The organism is Sphingomonas sp. BK235 (genome assembly GCF_004345855.1).
Lineage (GTDB): Bacteria > Pseudomonadota > Alphaproteobacteria > Sphingomonadales > Sphingomonadaceae > Sphingomonas.
This window is the reverse complement of sequence record NZ_SLXN01000003.1, coordinates 546,265-565,172: the sequence shown is the minus strand read 5'-3', so window position 1 is coordinate 565,172 and position 18,908 is coordinate 546,265. Positions and strand designations below refer to the sequence as shown.

Sequence of the window (18,908 nt, the reverse complement as noted above, 5' to 3'; positions counted from 1 at the left end):
CTGCTCCCCGGCTCAGAAGTTGAGCGTCGCGCCGACCGCGATCGACCGGCCCAGCGCGTCATAGACCGAGGGCGAGGTGTTGACCCGCTCCGCCGCCTCGAGCGGCGGGCTCGGGCGCACCGGCGCGGCGCGGTCGAACAGGTTGTTGACGGTCGCGCGCAGCGTCAGGTTGCGCGCCACGGTCACGCTCGTGCTTAGGTCGAAGACATCGAAAGCGGGCAGGTACTTATACTCGTCCGGCACGGTGGGATCGTCCGCGCCGAAGATCGGGCTGCCGACCAGCCGCGAGTTCTTGAGCCCGGAATTGTGCCGCCAGTTGAGCGACACCAGCGCCTGTGTCGCCGAGGCCTCGGGCGTGCTCAGCGTCGCGCGGACATTATGCTGGTAGCGGCGATAACCCTGCCCGGAATAGGGGCCGAACAGACCCACCACGTTGAAGTCGGTGTCGGGCAGGCCGAGGTCGCCGCCCTTCTGCGTCTGCAACGTCGAGACGTAGTTCAATCCGAAGCGTGCCCAGGCGCCCAGCCGCGTGTCGTAGTTGGCCGAGAAATTGAAGCCGCGCGCGTTGGTCTTGCCGAGATTGGCATAGCCCTGGTTGATATAGCCCGTGGTTGCGCCGGTGTTGCTGAACAGCGTGCCGTCCGGGTTGCGCACCAGCTGGCCGCAGAAGAACTCATAGCCGGTGTTGGCGCAGGTCTGGAGGAAGTCGATCGCGCGATAATAGCCGATGCCGTTGTCGATCTGGATACTGTAATAGTCCGCCGTGATCGACAGGCCGCGCAGCATCCGCGGCGTCAGCACCAGGCCATAGGTATAGGTGTGCGCGATCTCGGGCGTCACCAGACCCTGCGAGCCGTTGCGGACGGTGCACAGATAGTCCGGGCATTGCGCGATGTTACCGTACTGCGCCTGGGTCACGCCGGTGAGCTGGCAGGTAGCGAGGCTCGCGACCGGATTGGCCCCGGCGCAGGGATCGCCCAGCGTGTTGGTGTCGAGCGTGACGTAGCTGGTGATCGAGTTGGACGAGAGCTCGTAGATGCTCGGCGCGCGCGTCGCCTTGTTGTAGCTCGCGCGCAGCAGCAGGTCCTCGATCGGACGCCAGCTGCCGTCGATCTTGTAGGTCGAGCGCATCTTGTCGACGCCCGAATAGTTCGAGCCGCGGATCGCCGCGCCGATGCTGAGGTCGCGCACGAACGGCCGGTCGCTGACCAACGGCACGTTGATCTCGCCGTAGATGTCGACCGCGTCGTTGGCGAGCCGGTTGGCGGTCGATCCGAACGCCGCCTGATAGGCCGCGTCGGGGTTCGATCGATAGGTGTTGGAGCGATACTCCGCGCCGAGCGCGACGTTGATCCCCTTGGTGGAGAAGGGGCTGCGCACGCCATATTCGCCGAGATCGCCGGTGAGGTTCGCGTTGGCGACCCACTGCTGATAGCGCTCGCGGAACACGCCGCCGCCCTCGCCATAGCCGAGGTACGATACCGCCGCCGCGCTCGGCCCGGCGCGCGAGAAGATGTCGAGCGGCACGCACGCGGCGTCGCTGCCGTCGAGCACCGAGGCGCAGGTCGGGGTGCCGTTGACGTCGACCACCTGGAGCGCGCGCGCGACCTTGACCGGATCGATCCGGTTGAGCTGCTGCTGGCGGTACAAAGTGGTCGAGTAGACGCCCCCGACATCGTAATGCCACGCCTTGCCGAGATCGCCGCGGAAGCCCGCCACCGCACGGTAGATCTCGTTGCTCGATCGCGTCGCGCGCGCGTCGGCGAAGCGGTAGCGCACGTCGGTGGTCACCCCCGTCGCGGTGCCGGCCGCGCTGCCGCACAGCGCCTGCGCCTGCTGGCCCGAGAGCAGGGGATTGTCGCAGTTGATCGTATAGGCGACCGAGCCGGGCTGGATCGTCGCCGGGTCCGACTGGCTCTGCGAGTCCGACTTCAGGTACATGCCGTTGGCGTAGAATTGCACCGCCGGCGAGAACTCGAAGTTGAGGAAGGCGGCGCCGTTGTAGCGCGTGTTCTGGCGCTGGAAATAATAGGTCTGGTTGTAATTGTAGCCGCCCGCGCCGGTGAACGGCTCGAACGCGCGGCTGCCGTCCGCGGCGTTGGTGTAGATCTGGCCGTTCTGCGCCGGCCCCGACAGCGCCTGGAAATAGCCCGCCGGGGTCGCCGACGAGGGTGACGCGCACACCACGTCCTGACCCGACAGCGTGATCGGGCAGACCGAGAAGGAGCGAGCCGAGGCGAGCACCGGCTCCACCTTCGAATAGGCGCCGAACAGCGCGATATTGCCGCGCCCGTCGGCGAAATTCTTGCCCACGCTGATATTGGCGTCGAAGCGGCCGCCGTCGTTGGCGGTGCCGGTGGGCACCGCGAAGCCCGAGGCGCGCGCCGCCTGCGCGGCGATGTTGTCGCGGTTCTCGGCGTTGTAGAAGCCGTAGTTGACGTTGGCGTTCACGCCCTCGAAGTTCTTGCGCAGGACGAAGTTGACGACGCCGCCGATCGCGTCCGAGCCGTACACGGCGGAGGCGCCGCCGGTGAGCAGGTCGACCCGCTCGACCAGCCCGACCGGCACGAGCGAGGCATCGATCCCCTCGGTCACGCCGATGCGCTGGCCGTCGATCAGCGTGAGCGTGCGGTTGGTGCCGATGCCGTGGAAGTCGAACTGCTGCCGGCCGTTGCCGTTCGACAGGTTGCTGTCGTTGTTCTTGATCGCGGGGATGCGGTTGAGCACCTCCTGCACGCTGAACGCGGCCTGGAGCTTGATCTCGTCCTGCGAGACGCTGGTGACCGGCGCGGTCTCGACAAGATTCTTCGAGCGGATGCGCGAGCCGGTGACCACGACGTCGTCGCCCGCGGTGACCTGCGGCGCGATGGAGGTGGTCGGCACCTGCCCGACCGCCGGCGCGTCCTGCGTCATCAGCGACGCCTGGGTCATGCCCGCCGCGCGCGCGATCACGTACACGCCCTGGCTGGTGCGCGAGACGCGCAATCCGCTACCCGCGAGCAACCGCCCCAGCGCGGTGTCGACCGTCATGCTGCCGGAGAGCGCCGGGCCGCGGCGCGCGCCGAGCACCGACTCGTCGAAGATCAGCTGGACGCGCGCCTGTCGGCCGAGATCACGCAGCGCCTGGCCGAGCGGCTGCGGCCGGACGTCGACCCGCACCGCCGTCGCCTCCTGCGCCTGGGCCGGGACGATGGCCATGACCGCCATCGCCAGCGCGCTCGCGCCCATGATCGCCCGCGTCGTCCTCATCTCCGGCACCCCCACCCTTGTGTTTCAGTTCTAAGACGGGCGTCGCGGCGGAATGCTCAGCGGTGAGAAGCCATTTTCATGAAAGATTCTCGTTTTTATTAGCGCGCCGTGGGGCGAAGCGTTGTTCGACCCTGATCGTCGCCCCTCTCGCCCTGGCTCTGACCCCGAAGGTTGCCTCGATCGCGTGAGCGAAGGCGTCGACATCGCCGGCGTTGAAGACGCCGCTCACCCGCAGGTCGCTCAACTCGGGCGCGATCTCCAGCGTCTGCGCGCTCGCATATCGATTCATCCGCTCCGCGGCGGTGCGCAGCGTCTCGTCGGCGAAGCTGAGCTGTCCGCCCGCCCAGCCGTCGTCGGTAACCACCGGCCGCATCGATCCCGGGCCGCCCGCGACCGGCAGCTGAAGCTCGAAGCCGGGGACGAGCGCGCGTTCCGCCTCCACCGTCTGCCTGCCGCTGCGCACCGCCTCGGTCGCGGGTCCGCGCGGGCCGTCGCGCAACACCGCGACATGCCCCTCGAACAAGGCCACCCTGACCTCGCCGGCGAGCCGCTCGACCGAGAATTCCGTCCCCGTCGCGACCACGACATTGTCGCCGCTGCGGACCGCGAACGGCCGCAACGGATCCTTCGCGACCTTGAAGCGCGCGCGGCCCTGCTCGAGCGTGATGCTGCGCCGCTCGGCGGTGAAGGCCACGCGCACGGCACTGTCGGCGTCGAGCGACAGTCGCGAGCCGTCCGCCAGGACGACGACGCGGCGCTCGCCGACGGCGGTCCGATAGGCTGAGCTGCCGTGCGCGGTCCATAGCAGCAGACCGACGGCGACCGCGACGACCAGCGCCGCAGCGAGCCCGATCACGCGCCAGCGAACACCGCGCGCCGTCGCCGTCCAGCGCCGCGCCTCGGCGCGGTGCACCGCGTCCAGCGCGTCGCGCCGCAGCGACAACAGCTCCGGCGTCTCCGCGACCTGCTCGACCCCCGACCATAGATCGAGCACCTCGTCGAGCGCGGCGGCGTGCGCGAGGTCGGCGCGAAGCCAGCGGTCGAGCTGCTCCTGCTCGATCGCCGACAGCGAACCCTCGTGCAGTCGGATGCACCAGGCGACCGCCGCATCCCTGATCGTGGGCGCGTTCATCGGGCCGTCTCCGGATCAGCGAGAAGGGACTTCATCGCGGCGGCGATATGCTTCTCCACCGCGCTGACCGAGATGCCGAACGCGGCGGCGATCGCCTTACGCTGCATGCCCTCGAGCCGGTAGAGGATGAAGATCTGCCGCGTGCGCTCCGGCAGCGCGGCCAACACCTGCGCCGCCGAGGCGATGCGCTGCCGGGCGACGAGGCTGCGCTCCGCGTCGAGCGGATCGATCCCGCGCGACGTGTCGGCCGCCTGGGCCTTGAGGTAGCGCGCGCGCGTCGACTCCCGGCGATGATGGTCGCGCAGGAGATTGGCCGCCGCCTGGAAGACATAGCCCTCCGCATTGCCGTGCACCGCGGCGGAGGACCCCGCCAGCCGGACGAACAGGTCCTGCGTCAGGTCCTCGGCGATCGACGGATCGCCGAGCCGCCGCGTGAAGAAGGCGAGGAGCGCCGGTCGCATCCGCCGCGCCCGCGCGAGCAGGTCCTCATCGGGCTCATCCGGGGATCGATCCGCCATCATATCCCTTATGACGCGCCACATGGCGATGTGCACAGGTGCCCAAACGACACGGGCAGTGCCCGCACCAGACGACGATCTGGCCGTCGCGCGTCCGGTCGGTTAGTCGCGGCAAATTGAAAGCATTCTCAAAGATCGTTTGAGGATGAGGCGATCAGCATCCTGCGCTGATGGAGGTTGCGATGGACTCGGATGCACTCGCGCTGTTCGTCCGGATCGCGCGCCTGGCGAGTATCAGCGGCGCGGCGCGCGACCTCGGGCTGAGCCCGGCGAGCGCGAGCGCGCGGCTGGCGGCGCTGGAACGACGCCTTGGCGCGCGCCTGCTCCATCGCACGACACGGCAGGCGACGCTGACGGAGGACGGGCGCGCCTTCCTGCCCCATGCCGAACGCCTGCTCGACGCCGCCGCCGCCGCGCGCGCGGCGCTGGGCGGCGGGCACGAGTCACCGCGCGGGACGCTCCGGATCGCGGCGCCCTCGTCGTTCGCGCGGTTGCATATCGTTCCCGCGCTCGCCGAGTTCATGGCGCGTTACCCCGATCTCAGACCGGACCTGCGGATCTCGGACAGCGTCGTCGATCTGGTCGAGGGCGCCTTCGACGTCGCGGTGCGCTACGCCGATCTCAGCGACTCCAGCTTCGTGGCGCGACGGCTCGCGCCCGACCGGCGCGTGCTGGTCGCCTCGCCGGCGTATCTGGAGCGGCACGGTCACCCCCGCACGCCGGCGGACCTGGATGCCCACGCCTGTCTCGTCGTCGGTACGCTGGACCTGTGGACGTTCGAGGCCGCAAAGGGGGCAGCCACCGCCAAGAAGGTGACCCCCGCGCTGCGGATCAACGACGGTGAGGCGGTACGCGACGCGGCGAGCGCTGGCCTGGGGATCGCGCTGATGGCGACGTGGTGCGCGGCGGAAGAGCTTCGCGCGGGGACGCTGGTGCCGGTGTTGCGTCGGCACCCGCTGGTGTCGACGCAGACCTTGTGGGCGCTCTATCCGAGTTCGCGCGAGCTGGCCCCCAAGGTGCGCGTCTTCATCGACTGGCTCGTCGCCCGCTTCGGGCCGACCCCCTATTGGGACGTGGGGCTGCCGATCTAGTCTCGCCACGGGCATCGGATCACAAGATTGCGCGACGGTTCGGGCCGATGACGCACCACGATGAGGCGCGCGAGCACCCTGCCCCACGTCCAAAGCGCGGCGGCACGATCTCGGCGTGAACATGCCCTCGAAGCAGACATCTAGCGAATACCTTGTGGGATAATCGCACCATTAGCAACAGCATTTCCGATGAGTTGAAGGATTGAGCACCATGCAAATCTACTCATTTTGGCGAGCTGATATAAGCCGCAGCAACATCAAGCAGGTGAGTGCATAATGTCCCGTTTCCTATCTAATACACTTGTTGCGGCTTTGTCGGACAATATGATGCCCCCGACTCAACTACTGCTATCATGCAGAGTTCTCGGGGAGAGGCTGAGAGATGAAGCCAGGTTTGCTTTGCGGTGCCGCGCTTTACGCGTTGGCGATCCTTCCCGCCCACGCCCAGACCGGTCAGCCGACCGCGGCAACCGGCTCAACCACGCAGCCGGACGAGGCGGCCTCCGCGACGACGCGCGCCGACGCCGACCCGCTCACGAACGAGATCGTCGTCACCGGTATCCGCGCCAGCCTTCGCTCCGCGATCACGACCAAACGCAACGCCGAGAACATCGTCGATTCGATCTCGGCAGAGGACACCGGCAAATTCCCGGACAATAACGTCGCGGAATCGCTCCAGCGGATCACCGGCGTCGCGATCGAGCGGTCCGGCGGCGAAGGTCAATATATCACCGTTCGCGGCCTCGGGCCGGAGTTCAACACCGTGCTGGTCAACGGCCGCATCATGGCGACCGACAATGACGGTCGCGAATTCTCGTTCGACGTGCTGTCGTCGAACATGATCGAGCGCACCGACGTGTTCAAATCGTCGCTGCCGCACTTGCAGGAAGGCGGCATCGGCGCGACGGTCAACGTCGTCACCGCGCGGCCGCTGGAGGGCCGGACCGGCTTCCACGCGGCGCTGTCGGGCGGCGGCATCTATGATACGCTCGCCAAGAAGACGAGCCCCGACGTCTCCGGCACGATCAGCTGGTCCAATGACGACCGCTCCTTCGGCGCGACACTCGCCGCCTCTTACACCGACCGCAAGAGCCGGCGCGATTTCGTCGACATCAACGGCTGGATCAACAATCAGCAGCGGCTGGTCCCGGGCACGATCAATTCGGTCGGCCTCACCCTGCCGGCCGCGCCGAACAACGTGTTGCCGAAGAGCGCCGAGAGCAACACACCGCGCAACCTCAACTTCAACCGCGAGGCGCAGGAACGCGAGCGGCTGAACCTCTCGGGCGCGGTACAGGCGCAGCTCAACGACGCAGCGCTGCTGACGGTCAACGGCATCTATTCCAAGTTCAACGCCAAGGCGACCAATCGCTTCTTCGGCCTCTTCTATACCGAGCCGTTCATCGGCTTGACCACCGACGCCAACAATACGGTGATCGGCTTCAATCGGCCCGGCACGCAGTTCGTCGCGGCGAACCCCGCGCTCAACGCGCCCGACCTCGGCAACGATCGCGTCACCGCCTCGCAGAACGACAATATCGTGACGGTCGGTGATCGACGCACCGAGAGCTATCAGATCGGCGGCAATCTGGCGGTGGACGTCACCGAGCGGCTCCGCTTCACCTTCGACGCCTCGACGACGGGCGCGACGCGCAGCCAGCCGCACGAGTTCCTCGTCGTCGGATCGCTGGCCCAGACCTCGCCGCGGTTCGACCTGACCCCGAAGAACGACCTGCCAACCGCCGCCAACCTCGGGCCGATCACCGACGCCAGCCTGTTGCGCGCGCATTACGGCCTCAACGAGTTCACGCGCGTCACCGATCGCGGCAGCGAGTTCCACATCGACGGCGAGTGGAAGGCCGACGACGGCATCTTCCAGAAACTGCAATTCGGCGTCGCCTATAACAAGCGGCACAAGGTGCGCACGCTGGCGAGCAATCAGGGAAGCGAGTGCACCTATTGCGGTTACGACGTGCCGATCCCGGCCAATCTGGTGCAGCCGTTCGCGCTCACCCACTTCCTCGGCAAGGCCTCGGGAGTCGGCACAATACCGGCGCGCTTCTTCACCTTCGATCCCGCCGCGGTCTTCTCCTATATCTCGCAGCCGTCGATCCTGGCGACGCCGCGCCAGGGCCGCACCGCCGCGCAGCAGGCGGCGGAGGCAGCGCGCATCCTCGCGATCCCCGGCGGTCCTTATGGCCTGCGTGCACAGCGCGGCGCGACGCTGGACGTGCTCGAGAAGGTCTCCGCCTTCTATCTCAACGCGCAGTTCGGCGGCGACGACTGGTCGGCCAACGTCGGTGCCCGCCTGGTCGACACCAAGACCTTGTCACGCGGCTATGGCGAGCCGGTGCTGTCGATCACGCGCAACAAGGGCGATGACAATCTGTTCTTCGAGCGCGGCGCGGCACAGCCGTTGCAGGCGCAGAACAGCTACATCAACCTGCTACCCGCGGCGAACGTCAAATATGATGTCGATGCCAAGACGATCCTGCGCGCCGCCGTATCGCAGACGGTCACGCGACCGACGCTGACCTCGCTCGGGACGGACAGCAGCTATAGCGGGCGCGTCACCAATCCGGTGTCGGGCGGCGGCAATCCCCTGCTCAAGCCGTTCAAGTCGACCAATTACGACCTGTCGCTGGAACATTATTTCGACTCGCTCAGCTACGTCAGCGTCAGCGGTTTCTACAAATCGTTCAGCGACTTCCTCGAGACGCAGACGTTGAAGGTGCCATTGTTCGGCTATGACTTCCAGGACACGCGCACGCGCAACGGCCAGACCGGATCGATCGCGGGCGTCGAGATCGGGGGGCAATATTCGCTCGACAAGGCGGGCGGCTTCGTCTCCGGCTTCGGCGTCGCGGGCAATTACACCTATGTCACCAGCAACGTCGACCGTGGCACGGGACAGGCGAGCAACGCGGGCTGCGGCTATAACGGACTGTCGCCGCACTCCGCGAACGGCAGCCTGTTCTACGAGAAATACGGCGTCCAGGCGCGTGCCTCGTACAATTGGCGCTCGGCCTTCCTGCAGCAATGTTTCGGCGCCGCCTCGCGGCCGCAGAGCCGCGCCGCTTACGGTCAGCTCGACCTGAGCCTCGGCTATGACATCACGCCCGCGGTGCAGGTCTATGCGCAGGGCGTCAACCTGACCAACGCCTATGTGCATGACTATTCGGTGCTGGAGGATCGCTTCCTGCTCCTTCAGAACACCGGCGCGCGCTACCTCTTCGGTGTTCGCGCGCGCTTCTGACCGCCGCTGCGCCATCGGCCTTCCCGAGGCTCGCGCCCCGGGAGGTGCCTGCCCGCGCTGCTCCACTCGATCCGGGCGAGGCTGACGACCTCGCCCCGCGAAGGAAAGCCATGGCTCACCCCGCTCTCGCCGTCGCCGCGCGCGCGGCGGTACCCGCCGCCACGCTCGCGCTGCTGCTCGCCGCGCCGGTCGCGGCGGAGGTGCGCTACGATCCCGACACGCACGTCTTCCGCCTGATCGGGGGCGGTAGCGAATATGATATCGGCGTGGATGGCGAGGGCGTCCTGCGCCCGATCCACTGGGGCGAGGCACTCGACGCTGCCGGACCGCTGCGCTTCCCGCTACTGCCCCCGCCGCCCGTGATCGGCGCGATGGATCCGCCCAGCTCCGTCACCGCGCAGGAATATGCCGGCCAAGGCGGGGGTGTCGTCGTCGATCCGGGGATCAAGGTGGCTTTCGCCGACGGCAACCGCGACCTCGTCCTGCGCTATCGCTCGCATCAGATCATCGGAGAGACGCTGACGATCGAGCTGGCCGACATCCGCCGCCGTTCACCGTGACGCTGCGCTACTTCGTCGATCCCGCGACGGGGATCGTCGGTCGTTCCGCCAGCGCGCACAACGGCGGTCCGACACCGGTACGGATCGACCAGATCGCGGCCGGCACCGCCACCCTGCCCTATCAACCGGACTATCGTCTCTCCTATCTGGCGGGACGCCAGTTGGCGGAGTTCGGCGTGCGCCAGCAACCGGTCGGTCCCGCGCTGGCGGTGCTGGAGAGTCGCCGCGGCGCGACCAGCAACCATATGGCTCCCTGGTTCGCGATCGATCGCCAGGGCGTCACCGACGAGGAACACGGCCCGGTCTGGTTCGGCACGCTGGCATGGAGCGGGTCGTGGCGGATCAGCGTCGGCGCCGATCTGATCGGGCGCGTGCGCGTCATGGGCGGCTACAATCCCTATGATTTCTCCTGGCAGCTGCGCCCGGGCGAGACGCTCGACACCCCCGTCCTGTACCTCGGCTATTCGGGCGACGGCATGGGCGGCGCCTCGCGGCTCCAGCACCGCTTCCAGCGCGCGTCGATCCTGCCCGGCCGCGGCAGGCCGCGGCTCCGCCCCGTCCTCTACAACAGCTGGGAAGCGACCGGGTTCGCGGTCGACGAGGCGGGGCAGATCGCGCTGGCCGAGCGCGCCGCACGGATCGGCGTCGAGCGCTTCGTCATGGACGACGGCTGGTTCGGTGCGCGCGATCATGACCGCGCCGGGCTCGGCGACTGGTTCCCGAGCCCACGCAAATTCCCTCATGGTCTCAAGCCGCTGATCGATCGTGTCCACGCCTTGAGGATGGAGTTCGGCCTTTGGGTCGAGCCCGAGATGGTCAATCCCGACAGCGACCTCTACCGCGCGCACCCCGACTGGGTGCTCAACTTCCCGGGACGGCCGCGCACCGAGTCGCGCCACCAGCTGACGCTGAACCTCGCACGCGACGACGTGCGCGATCACCTGCTCGCCGTGCTCGACGCGCTGCTGAGCAAGAATGACATCCAATATCTCAAATGGGACTATAATCGCAGCTTCACCGAGCCCGGCTGGCCCGAACAGACACCCGAGGATCAGCAGCGGCTCTACGTCCTCTACACGCGCCATCTCTACGAGATCCTGGCCATGCTGCGGCAGCGCCACCCGGGAGTGGAGATCGAGAGCTGTTCCAGCGGCGGCGGGCGGGTCGACCTCGGGATCCTGCGCTACACCGACCAGGTGTGGACCTCGGACAATACCGACGCGGTCGATCGCCTCACGATCCAGGACGGCTTCACGCACGCCTTCACCCCCGGGATCATGATGGCCTGGACGACCGACACCCCCAATTGGGCGACCGGGCGCAGCGTCTCGCTCCGCTACCGCTTCCTCTCCGCGATGCAGGGCGGGCTGGGCGTGGGCAACGATCTCAACCGCTGGAGTGCGGACGACGTCGCGACCGCGACTGCGCTGATCGCGGACTATAAGTCGATCCGCGCGACGGTGCAGACCGGAGCGCTGTATCGGCTGACCCGGCCCCAGAGCGAGGGGGCGACGGTGGACACGCTCTATGTCGCGCCGGATCGCCGCCAGGCGGTGCTGTTCCACCTGTTGCGCCATTATCAGGGGCGCGACGATCTGCCCGCGATCCTGCTGCGCGGGCTCGATCCCGAACGCAGCTACACGGCGCGGCTCGCCGGGGGCGAGCGCCTGCCAGATGGCGTGCCGGAGCGCGCCTCGGGTTCATGGTGGATGGCGGAGGGAGCGACGTTACCGTTGCGCGGCGACTTCACCGGGCTCGCCTTGATCCTGGAGAGCGATTGAGCGGCGACGCGGCCGGTGTTCGGGTACCGAGAAGGCGAGCTATCGCGCGACGGAGAAAGGATACGGTTCAATCCCTATCAGTTAAGTGGATGATCGTGGGCGGAGGTGAACCATGTCTCTCACGCTCGGCGATATCGTTCCCGATCTTCGGCAGAATGCCACCGCAGGTCCGTTCCCTCTTCACGATGGAGCAGGTGAATCCCGGCACCCGCTGTTCTCTCGTCCTTGGAATGTCACCCTTCCTTGCTCCGGCGAAGCGCGCAGCGTCGCCGCGCTCAGAGCCAAGTCCGGCCGGCGCGAGGTCAAGATCGTGGGCCGCCCGATCGATCCGCTCGACCGCGGTGATGACGGACCGAATGCAGCAGGTCGGGATGCTCCGCTACCGCGCCTCGGAAACTGCGGGCGGCCGGCATGAGCACGCGCGCGACCGAATGGCCGACCGTCGCGCTCGCTGCGACGATCTACCTCGGGTGGATCACGCTCACCGCGGCGCAGGCGTGGCTGCCGACCCCGGTCGTCGTCGTGGCGGGGGCATGGCTGGTGGCGTGGCATGGCTCGCTCCAGCATGAGACCATCCACGGCCATCCGACGCGCTTTCCGCGGATCAACGCGCTGATCGGCGCGGTGCCGCTGTCGCTCTGGTTGCCCTATGCGATCTATCATGACAGCCATCTCACGCATCACCGCAGCGCGCATGTCACGCATCCGGATCACGACCCGGAGTCGAAATACATCCGCGGCGCCGCTGGCGCAGCGCGGCTGGCGGCCGCGGCGCAGTCGACGTTGCTGGGGCGGCTGATCCTCGGCCCGCCGCTGGCGGTGCTGGCGCTCGCGTCCGGAGAGTGGCGGCGCGCGCGACGCGCGCCGCTGCTGCTGCTGCGCGACTGGGTGCCGCATCTCGCGGGCGTCGCCGTGATCGCGGCATGGCTCGAACTCACCGGCCTCGGCGTCTGGCGCTACCTGCTGCTGGTCGTCTATCCCGCCACCGCGCTGACGCTGCTGCGCTCGTTCGCCGAGCACCGCGCCGATCTGCCGGGGCCGAGCCGCGCCGCCACGGTCGAGCGCGGCGGGCTGCTGGGGCTGTTATACCTCAACAACCATCTCCATACCGCGCATCATGACCGCCCCGACCTTGCCTGGTATCGCCTGCCGGCGCACCAGCGCGCGGATCGCGCGCGGTTGATCGCGCAGGCGGGCGCCGTCCATGCCAGTTACGGCGCGATCGTGCGCCGCTACGCGCTGCGCCGGCACGATGCGCTCGTCCACCCCGGCGTGAGGGAGCGGTGATGATCGCCTCGCTCGCGATGTACGATCATCCGGCGCAGCGCTGGGCCAACGACGTAATGTGGCGCGCGATCGCGGAGCGGCTGGACGCCCGCGGGATCGCCGCACCGCGCGCGCTCGAGCGCCGCCCGGTCGAACTTGCCTGGCGCGACCCGGGGCTGTTGCTCGCGCAATGTTGCGGCTATCCGCTCGTGGCCGATCCCGCGCTGGCGCTGCGCGTGATCGCACGCCCCAGCTATGACGTGAGCGACTGCGCGCCGGGCCAGCATCTCAGTCGCCTGATCGTGCGCGCGGACGAGCCGGCGACGCGGCTGGACGCCTTCCGCGGGCGCATCGCCGCGATCAACGCGCCGCTGTCCAATACCGGGGTCAATCTCTTCCGTGACGCGGTCGCGGGCGTCGCCGCCGGGGAATGCTTCTTCGCTGCGGTGGTCACCACCGGGTCGCATCGTCAGAGCGCGCTGGCGGTGCGCGCGGGTGCCGCGGACATCGCCGCGATCGATGCGGTCACCTATGCCGCGCTGGCACGGTACGAGCCCGAGGTACTGCGTGGCGTGCGTCAACTCGGCGTCACCCGCGCGTCACCGGCGCTCCCCTTCGTGACCGCGCGTGCGACCCCCGCGGCGACGGTGCTGGCGCTGCGTGCCGCTTTGGCCGAGGTGATCGCCGATCCCGCGCTCGCTCCCGCGCGCGCGGCGCTGTTTCTCCGCGATATCGTGCCCGCCAGTGTCCATCGCTATGTCGCGCTGCGCGGCCTCGCACATGCCGCTGCCGCGAGAGGCTATCCCGCGCTGCGCTGAGCGCGACCCGCCCTCACGCCGGCCCGGATCCGATCCGGGTCGACGTGCTCCGGCGCACGCCGGAGCCCAGAGCCAAGTGTGCGCTCCGGGCTCCTGCGCGGGCAGGAGCCCGACGGTTCAGACAAGGCGGGCCAGCCGCTGGCACGGCGACCGCCGAGATCCCGGCGCCCGTCAGAAACCGAAACGCAGCGAGGCGCGCAGATCCCTGCCGGCGAGCGGCGCGAAATCCTTGAGGAAGCTCGCGGCGCGCCGGGCGGTCACGTCGAAGATGTTGTTGGCGCTGAGGATCAGCTGCGTCTTCGTGTCCCGGCCGAAGGGCGACCAGCTCAGGCTGGCATTGACCATCGTGTAATCGTTGGTGCGCGTCTCGAAGTCGGCGGTCCGGTTCTGGTCGAAGACATGCTCCACCTCGGCGCGCGCGGTGAAGACGTCGCCCTGCGCCTCCAGCCCGCCGAGCACGCGCGGCGCGGGAATCCGCGGCACCGGCCCCTGATCGACGATCGTGGCGCGGACATAATCGCCGAGCAGGTCGGCGTTGATCCGCGTGGTGCCGAGCGTCGCCAGCTGCGCCGACAGATCGGCCTCGAACCCCCAATAGCGCGCATCGGCCTGACGATATTGGAAGCACGGCAGATCGACCTCGCGATCGATCGCGCCATAGCGCACCGCCGCCGCCTCGCAGACTGCCTGATCGGTTTGGTTCTCATAGATGTAGTTCGAGAACCAATTGTAGAAGGCGGAGGCGTCGAGATTGACCCCCGCGCTATGCGCGTGGAGCGTCGCCTCGAGGCCATAAGAGCGCTCGAGCCGGAAGTCGGGGCTGCCGAGCTCATAGGCCTGCGTTCCCGCGTGACCACCGTTGGCGAACACCTCCTCCGCCGAGGGCGCACGCTCGGTATAGGAGCCGTTGAGCCCGAACCGCACCGAGTCGGTGATGCCATAGGACGCGCCGAGCGAGCCGGAGAAGGCGCCATACTCCCGCTCGCCCGCGAAGAAGCGCGCGGCCTCGTCATTCTTGGCGGTCAGCCGGCTCCACTCATAGCGCGCCCCCGCCTCGGCCTTGAGCGGGCCGAAATCGAACTGCTGCAAGGTGAACAGCCCGGTCTGGTTGGTCTCGTTGCGCGGCAGAAAGGCCTCGTCGCCGACCACGTTGAACTGGCGGTTGAAATATTGCACGCCCGAGGCGCCCGACCAGGCGCCGTGGCGCGCCTGCACCAGCTCGAGCCGACCTTCCAGCCCGTTGTTGTAGAAAGCGGTGCCGACGCTGCCGTCCTCCTCGAGTTCGAAGTGGCGGTAGCTCGCCTGACCGGCGCGCACGCGGATCTTCTCCAGGAACCCGCCGCCGGTGTCGACCTCGCCGCGCAGGTCGACGCGGTTCTGGACCAGATCGAGCCGGGGTGCCTCCTGCTCCTGGCCGACCTCGGTGGCGTAGCGGATCGGCACGCCGTAGAAGCTGTCATAATGGCTGTAGCTGATGCCGAGCTGCCCGGTGTCGGTGATGAGGCTCGCGCCGACGCCCGCGGTCCAGGTCTCGGAGAAGCTGTTGGGCAGGCGGTCGCGGATCGCGGCGCTCGCGGCGAAGTCGATCGGCTCATCGGCGTCGACCTGCGGGCGCCCCACCTGGCTCAGCGCGGCGGCGCGCGCGGCGGACGACAGGGCATGGCCGCCGATGCGCAGGTCGTCGGTCTTCAGATACGAGCCATCGGCGTGGAGCACGAGATGCTGGCCGACCGCAACATCCCCGGCCATCTCGCCCGAACGCTCGCTCGCTGCCGAACCATAGGTGGCGATACCGTTGAGGCGATAGCCGTTCTCCGGCACCGAGCGCGGGATGCGCGTGTCGATCACATTGACGACGCCGCCCACCGCGGACGAGCCGAACAGCAGCGCGGTCGGTCCGCGCAGCACCTCGATCCGTTCGGCGAGCAGCGGATCGATCACCACCGCATGGTCGACCGACGTGTTGCTGACGTCGATCGAACCGATCCCGTCGGTCAGCACGCGGATCCGCTCGCCCTGAAAACCGCGCAGGATCGGACGCGACGCGGCCGGGCCGAAGGAGGTCGCCGACACGCCGGGGAGGCGCGAGAGCGTCTCGCCGATCGTCGGTCGAAGGTCGCGCGCGAGCGCCTCGCCGGTGAGCACCGAGGTCCCCTGGAGCGCGTCGCGTTCGCTGCGCGCGACCGGCGCCGTGACGATCACGTCGCGGCCCAGCGTCGCCTGACGCGTCGTCCCTCCCGCGGCGGCGCCACCCGAGTCGGCGTCGGTGATGGCGGCGGTGGCGTCATCGGGTGCGGCCTGCGCGAGCGCCGGCGTGGCGAGCACGAGCGCGGCCAGACCGACGGAAGCTTGTAGTCGATACATCATTGTCTTGTCCCCGAACCCTGTCCCGCGCCGCCTATGCCCCATGTTGCGTTATATCAACCCTTCAGTGACAAATTGTTGCCATCGGTGACCCGCGATGGTCGTGGGACATCGCCGCCGCGACCGGACGGTGGTGGGTGATCGATCGACGGAACGGTCGTGGGTCGGTGATCGCGCGGCGTCTAGGCGCGCAGCGCGAACCGCTCGCGCTGCTTGGCGAGGCGCTGGCGGGCCTGTTCGACCTCATGCACCTCGGTGGCGCTCATGAAGTCCTCCAGTACGCGGCTGATATGCGCGCGCATCGCCTCGCGCGCCGTCTCGGGATTCCCTGCGCGCAGCGCGTTCAGGATCGCGAGATGCTCGCTGTGGCGCGGCACCACCCCGGCCGCATGCGCCTTGCTGATCATCAGTTGATATTGCGGCGAGCGGTCGCGCGACTTCCACAGCATGTCGATCGCGGCGACCAGACCGCTGTTCTCGCTCGCGCGCGCGATGACGAGGTGGAACTCGTAATCGGCGCGCTCGCATCGCTCCAGCTCGGCGGTGCCCGCCCGCTTCATCTCGTCGAGCAGCTCCTGCAGCTGGAGCAGCTCGGCCGGGCCGATCCGCTGCGCCGCCAGCGCGCAGGTCTCGCCCTCGATCGCGCGCCGCGCCTCGAGCAGCTCGAACGGGCCGATGTCGTCCTCGACGCGCACCCCGCCCTTGGGCACGGTGGCGATCACGAAGACGCCCGAGCCCATCCGGACCTCGACCAGTTCGTCGACCTCGAGCGCGATGATCGCCTCGCGTACCGTCGGGCGCGACACGCCATAGGTCTGCGCCAGCACGCGCTCGGGCGGGAGCCGCTCGCCCACGCCATATTCGCCCTCGATGATCCGTCGCCCGATGTCGCGCGAGATCCGGGTATAGAGGCGGCGATCGTCGGGGTCGGGCATGGCGCGAGCCTACGCCCCCGCCGACACGAGGGCAATTCGGCGGCCGCGCCGGTCAGACCGCGATCGCATAGCCCGCGCGCTGCGGCCGGCTGAGCAGCTTGTCCGCCGCCGCGTCGCTGACGAACCGCTCGGCCGCGGGATCCCAGCGCAGCCGCCGCCCGGTCTTCATCGCCGCCCAGTGGAGCAGACAGGTCGAGCAGGCGCGATGCCCGATCTCGGCGGGCGCCGCGACCGTACCGCGAACCTTGATCGCGTCGAGCCAGTCGCGATGCTGTTCGGGCGTCCGGCGCAGCCTGGTCTCGCCCGCACCGATCGCGCTGGCGAGGATCCGCGGATCGCTCGCCGCCAGCGGAGTGACTTGTGCGCCGCCGGGGTCGCTGGCGGTGACGGGGCCGCTGCGCGTGACAAAGATCCAGCCGTCGTCGCCGATGAACTTCACGCCATTGGGCAAGGTGCCCGACACGGTCATCAGCACGCCGTTGGCATAGCGCGCGTGCGTCTCGAACGCGCCGTGGACGTCCCACAAGCCGCCGCGCGGGAACTCCGCTTTGCCCCAGATCTCGACCGGGCCGGTCAGCTCGGTGTCCATTCCCCAGTGCGCGATGTCGATGTGATGCGCGCCCCAGCCGGTGATCATGCCCGCGCCGAACTGCTCGCAGCGCAGCCAGCCCGGCCGCGCGTCGATCGAATCCTGCGGGTGGACGCGCCGCTCGGTGTAATAGACTTCGGGGGTGGAGCCGAGCCACGCGTCGTAGTTGAGGTTCGTCGGGATCGGCATCGCCGGGGCGGGCGGTCCCGCCGGGTCACCGGGCAGCCCCACCTCGACCCGCAGCACCGTGCCGATCCGGCCGTTGCGAACCAGCTCACAGGCGCGATGGAATTGCGGCCACGGTTCCTGCCCGCGCTGCTGCGAGCCGATCTGGAGGATCCGGCCGGACGCCTCCACCGCCCGCACCATCGCGCGGCCTTCCGCGATGGTCAGCGCGGCGGGCTTCTGGAGATACACGTCCTTGCCCGCACGGACCGCGTCGATCGCGAGCCGCGCATGCTGGTGGTCGGGGGTGGAGATCAGCACGGCATCGACGTCGCGGTCGGCCAGCAAGGCGCGATAATCGTCGTGCGCGCGCGTCCCGCGATACGCCGCGCCGCGCCGCGCCGCATAGGCCGAGTCGACGAAGCGCTGCCCCTCGGCGAGCCGCCGCGTGTCGAGGTCGCAGACCGAGACGATATGCGCGTCGTCGTGGCGCAGCACCTCCTTCATGTCGTGACCGCGGCTGATCCGCCCGACGCCGATCGCGCCGACGTTGATGCGCTTGCTCGGCGCGGCGGCACCCAGCACGCTCGCCGGAATGATCGCGGGAAAACCGGCGAGCGCCGCGCCCTTCAGCGCGCCGCGACGGGTGATCGGCATCATCATGTCCCTCTCCTGCTCACCGGGCCGCTCCGCCGCCTCACCGCTCGGGGGTGGCGTCGGTCGACCAATTGACGACGTGGTAGCGGGCCGGCGCGGTGCCGACGTTGCGCAGCGCGTGCGGCGCGTTCGAGGCGTTGAAGATCACCGAACCGGGACCGACGCGCTGCCATGTCCCTGCCGACAGCGTCTCCACCGTGCCGGCATCGACGATCACCAGTTCCTCGTTGGGATGCGTGTGCGGCGGGTGCGAGGATCGCCCCGGATCGAGCGTGGTGACGTGGATCTCGAGTTCGCGCAGCGTCGCGGTGGGACGTCGCACCACCTGACGCACCGCACCGGTCGGGGTCGGCGTCGCGACGAGGCGCGACCAGTCGAACACCGCGGGGCCGAGCACCGCGCCGGCCGCGGTGCGCGCCACCCCCGGTGCGGCGGCACCGAGCGCGATCCCCGCGGCGATCAAGGCGACGTCCCTGCTGCGTCTGCGCATCGCGCGCTCCTCGGTGCTGCCCCTGACGCGGGGCGGG

General features: G+C 68.8%; 14 protein-coding genes. 7 read left to right on the top strand and 7 right to left on the bottom strand.

The window, feature by feature from the left end:
- Positions 1-12 precede the first annotated feature (12 nt).
- From EV292_RS11575 to EV292_RS11565, 3 genes are all read right to left on the bottom strand, one after another.
- Positions 13-3,249, bottom strand: coding sequence for a TonB-dependent receptor (locus EV292_RS11575; RefSeq protein WP_132909336.1), 3,237 nt, complete (start codon positions 3,247-3,249; stop codon positions 13-15).
- Between the two features lie 76 nt (positions 3,250-3,325).
- On the bottom strand, positions 3,326-4,381 hold the full coding sequence (locus EV292_RS11570) for a FecR domain-containing protein (RefSeq protein ID WP_132909335.1): 1,056 nt from the start codon (positions 4,379-4,381) through the stop codon (positions 3,326-3,328).
- Positions 4,378-4,842, bottom strand: coding sequence for a sigma-70 family RNA polymerase sigma factor (locus EV292_RS11565; protein WP_207913402.1), 465 nt, complete (start codon positions 4,840-4,842; stop codon positions 4,378-4,380). Before EV292_RS11565 ends, EV292_RS11570 begins: the two co-directional genes overlap by 4 nt.
- Positions 4,843-5,081: 239 nt before the next feature.
- Between EV292_RS11565 and EV292_RS11560 the strand changes: the two genes are divergently transcribed.
- From EV292_RS11560 to EV292_RS11535, 7 genes are all read left to right on the top strand, one after another.
- Positions 5,082-5,990, top strand: coding sequence for a LysR family transcriptional regulator (locus EV292_RS11560; protein WP_132909333.1), 909 nt, complete (start codon positions 5,082-5,084; stop codon positions 5,988-5,990).
- A 382-nt stretch (positions 5,991-6,372) separates the two neighbouring features.
- The gene (locus EV292_RS11555) at positions 6,373-9,246 is read left to right on the top strand and encodes a TonB-dependent receptor (protein WP_132909332.1); all 2,874 of its coding nucleotides are present in this window, start codon (positions 6,373-6,375) and stop codon (positions 9,244-9,246) included.
- Between the two features lie 110 nt (positions 9,247-9,356).
- Positions 9,357-9,806: a glycoside hydrolase family 36 N-terminal domain-containing protein gene (locus EV292_RS23345; RefSeq protein WP_279432421.1), complete on the top strand. Its 450-nt coding sequence runs from the start codon at positions 9,357-9,359 to the stop codon at positions 9,804-9,806.
- Complete coding sequence (locus EV292_RS23115; RefSeq protein WP_279432420.1) at positions 9,803-11,587, top strand: alpha-galactosidase; 1,785 nt, start codon at positions 9,803-9,805, stop codon at positions 11,585-11,587. Before EV292_RS23345 ends, EV292_RS23115 begins: the two co-directional genes overlap by 4 nt.
- Before the next feature lie 112 nt (positions 11,588-11,699).
- Positions 11,700-12,002 carry a hypothetical protein gene (locus tag EV292_RS11545; RefSeq protein WP_132909331.1) on the top strand — a complete coding sequence of 101 codons (303 nt, stop codon included), beginning with the start codon at positions 11,700-11,702 and terminating at the stop codon, positions 12,000-12,002.
- Positions 11,999-12,874: a fatty acid desaturase gene (locus tag EV292_RS11540; protein WP_132909330.1), complete on the top strand. Its 876-nt coding sequence runs from the start codon at positions 11,999-12,001 to the stop codon at positions 12,872-12,874. The genes EV292_RS11545 and EV292_RS11540 overlap by 4 nt, the downstream gene beginning before the upstream one ends.
- Positions 12,874-13,671, top strand: a complete 798-nt coding sequence (locus tag EV292_RS11535) for a PhnD/SsuA/transferrin family substrate-binding protein (protein ID WP_243693727.1) — start codon at positions 12,874-12,876, stop codon at positions 13,669-13,671. The genes EV292_RS11540 and EV292_RS11535 overlap by 1 nt, the downstream gene beginning before the upstream one ends.
- Before the next feature lie 171 nt (positions 13,672-13,842).
- Here the strand turns inward: EV292_RS11535 and EV292_RS11530 are convergent, their stop codons facing one another.
- The 4 genes from EV292_RS11530 to EV292_RS11515 all read right to left on the bottom strand — a co-directional run bounded on the left by EV292_RS11530 (position 13,843) and on the right by EV292_RS11515 (position 18,871).
- Positions 13,843-16,038, bottom strand: a complete 2,196-nt coding sequence (locus tag EV292_RS11530) for a TonB-dependent receptor (protein ID WP_132909329.1) — start codon at positions 16,036-16,038, stop codon at positions 13,843-13,845.
- A 179-nt stretch (positions 16,039-16,217) separates the two neighbouring features.
- A complete protein-coding gene (locus EV292_RS11525; protein ID WP_132909328.1) occupies positions 16,218-16,970 on the bottom strand; it encodes a FadR/GntR family transcriptional regulator in 753 nt (250 codons plus the stop codon).
- A gap of 52 nt (positions 16,971-17,022) precedes the next feature.
- Entirely contained in the window at positions 17,023-18,387 is a 1,365-nt protein-coding gene (locus tag EV292_RS11520; protein WP_132909327.1) for a Gfo/Idh/MocA family oxidoreductase, read from the bottom strand.
- Between the two features lie 34 nt (positions 18,388-18,421).
- Complete coding sequence (locus EV292_RS11515) at positions 18,422-18,871, bottom strand: cupin domain-containing protein (protein WP_132909326.1); 450 nt, start codon at positions 18,869-18,871, stop codon at positions 18,422-18,424.
- Positions 18,872-18,908: the final 37 nt, after the last annotated feature.

What these genes read in the sequence shown, in the direction of transcription:
- EV292_RS11535 (WP_243693727.1), top strand. Translation starts at nt 12,874, where the DNA reads ATGATCGCCTCGCTCGCGATGTACGATCATCCGGCGCAGCGCTGGGCC.
- EV292_RS11545 (WP_132909331.1), top strand. Translation starts at nt 11,700, where the DNA reads ATGTCTCTCACGCTCGGCGATATCGTTCCCGATCTTCGGCAGAATGCC.
- EV292_RS11575 (WP_132909336.1), bottom strand. Translation starts at nt 3,249, where the DNA reads ATGAGGACGACGCGGGCGATCATGGGCGCGAGCGCGCTGGCGATGGCG.
- EV292_RS11540 (WP_132909330.1), top strand. Translation starts at nt 11,999, where the DNA reads ATGAGCACGCGCGCGACCGAATGGCCGACCGTCGCGCTCGCTGCGACG.
- EV292_RS11530 (WP_132909329.1), bottom strand. Translation starts at nt 16,038, where the DNA reads ATGATGTATCGACTACAAGCTTCCGTCGGTCTGGCCGCGCTCGTGCTC.
- EV292_RS23345 (WP_279432421.1), top strand. Translation starts at nt 9,357, where the DNA reads ATGGCTCACCCCGCTCTCGCCGTCGCCGCGCGCGCGGCGGTACCCGCC.
- EV292_RS11570 (WP_132909335.1), bottom strand. Translation starts at nt 4,381, where the DNA reads ATGAACGCGCCCACGATCAGGGATGCGGCGGTCGCCTGGTGCATCCGA.
- EV292_RS11520 (WP_132909327.1), bottom strand. Translation starts at nt 18,387, where the DNA reads ATGATGATGCCGATCACCCGTCGCGGCGCGCTGAAGGGCGCGGCGCTC.
- EV292_RS11525 (WP_132909328.1), bottom strand. Translation starts at nt 16,970, where the DNA reads ATGCCCGACCCCGACGATCGCCGCCTCTATACCCGGATCTCGCGCGAC.
- EV292_RS11560 (WP_132909333.1), top strand. Translation starts at nt 5,082, where the DNA reads ATGGACTCGGATGCACTCGCGCTGTTCGTCCGGATCGCGCGCCTGGCG.
- EV292_RS11515 (WP_132909326.1), bottom strand. Translation starts at nt 18,871, where the DNA reads ATGCGCAGACGCAGCAGGGACGTCGCCTTGATCGCCGCGGGGATCGCG.
- EV292_RS11565 (WP_207913402.1), bottom strand. Translation starts at nt 4,842, where the DNA reads ATGCGACCGGCGCTCCTCGCCTTCTTCACGCGGCGGCTCGGCGATCCG.
- EV292_RS11555 (WP_132909332.1), top strand. Translation starts at nt 6,373, where the DNA reads ATGAAGCCAGGTTTGCTTTGCGGTGCCGCGCTTTACGCGTTGGCGATC.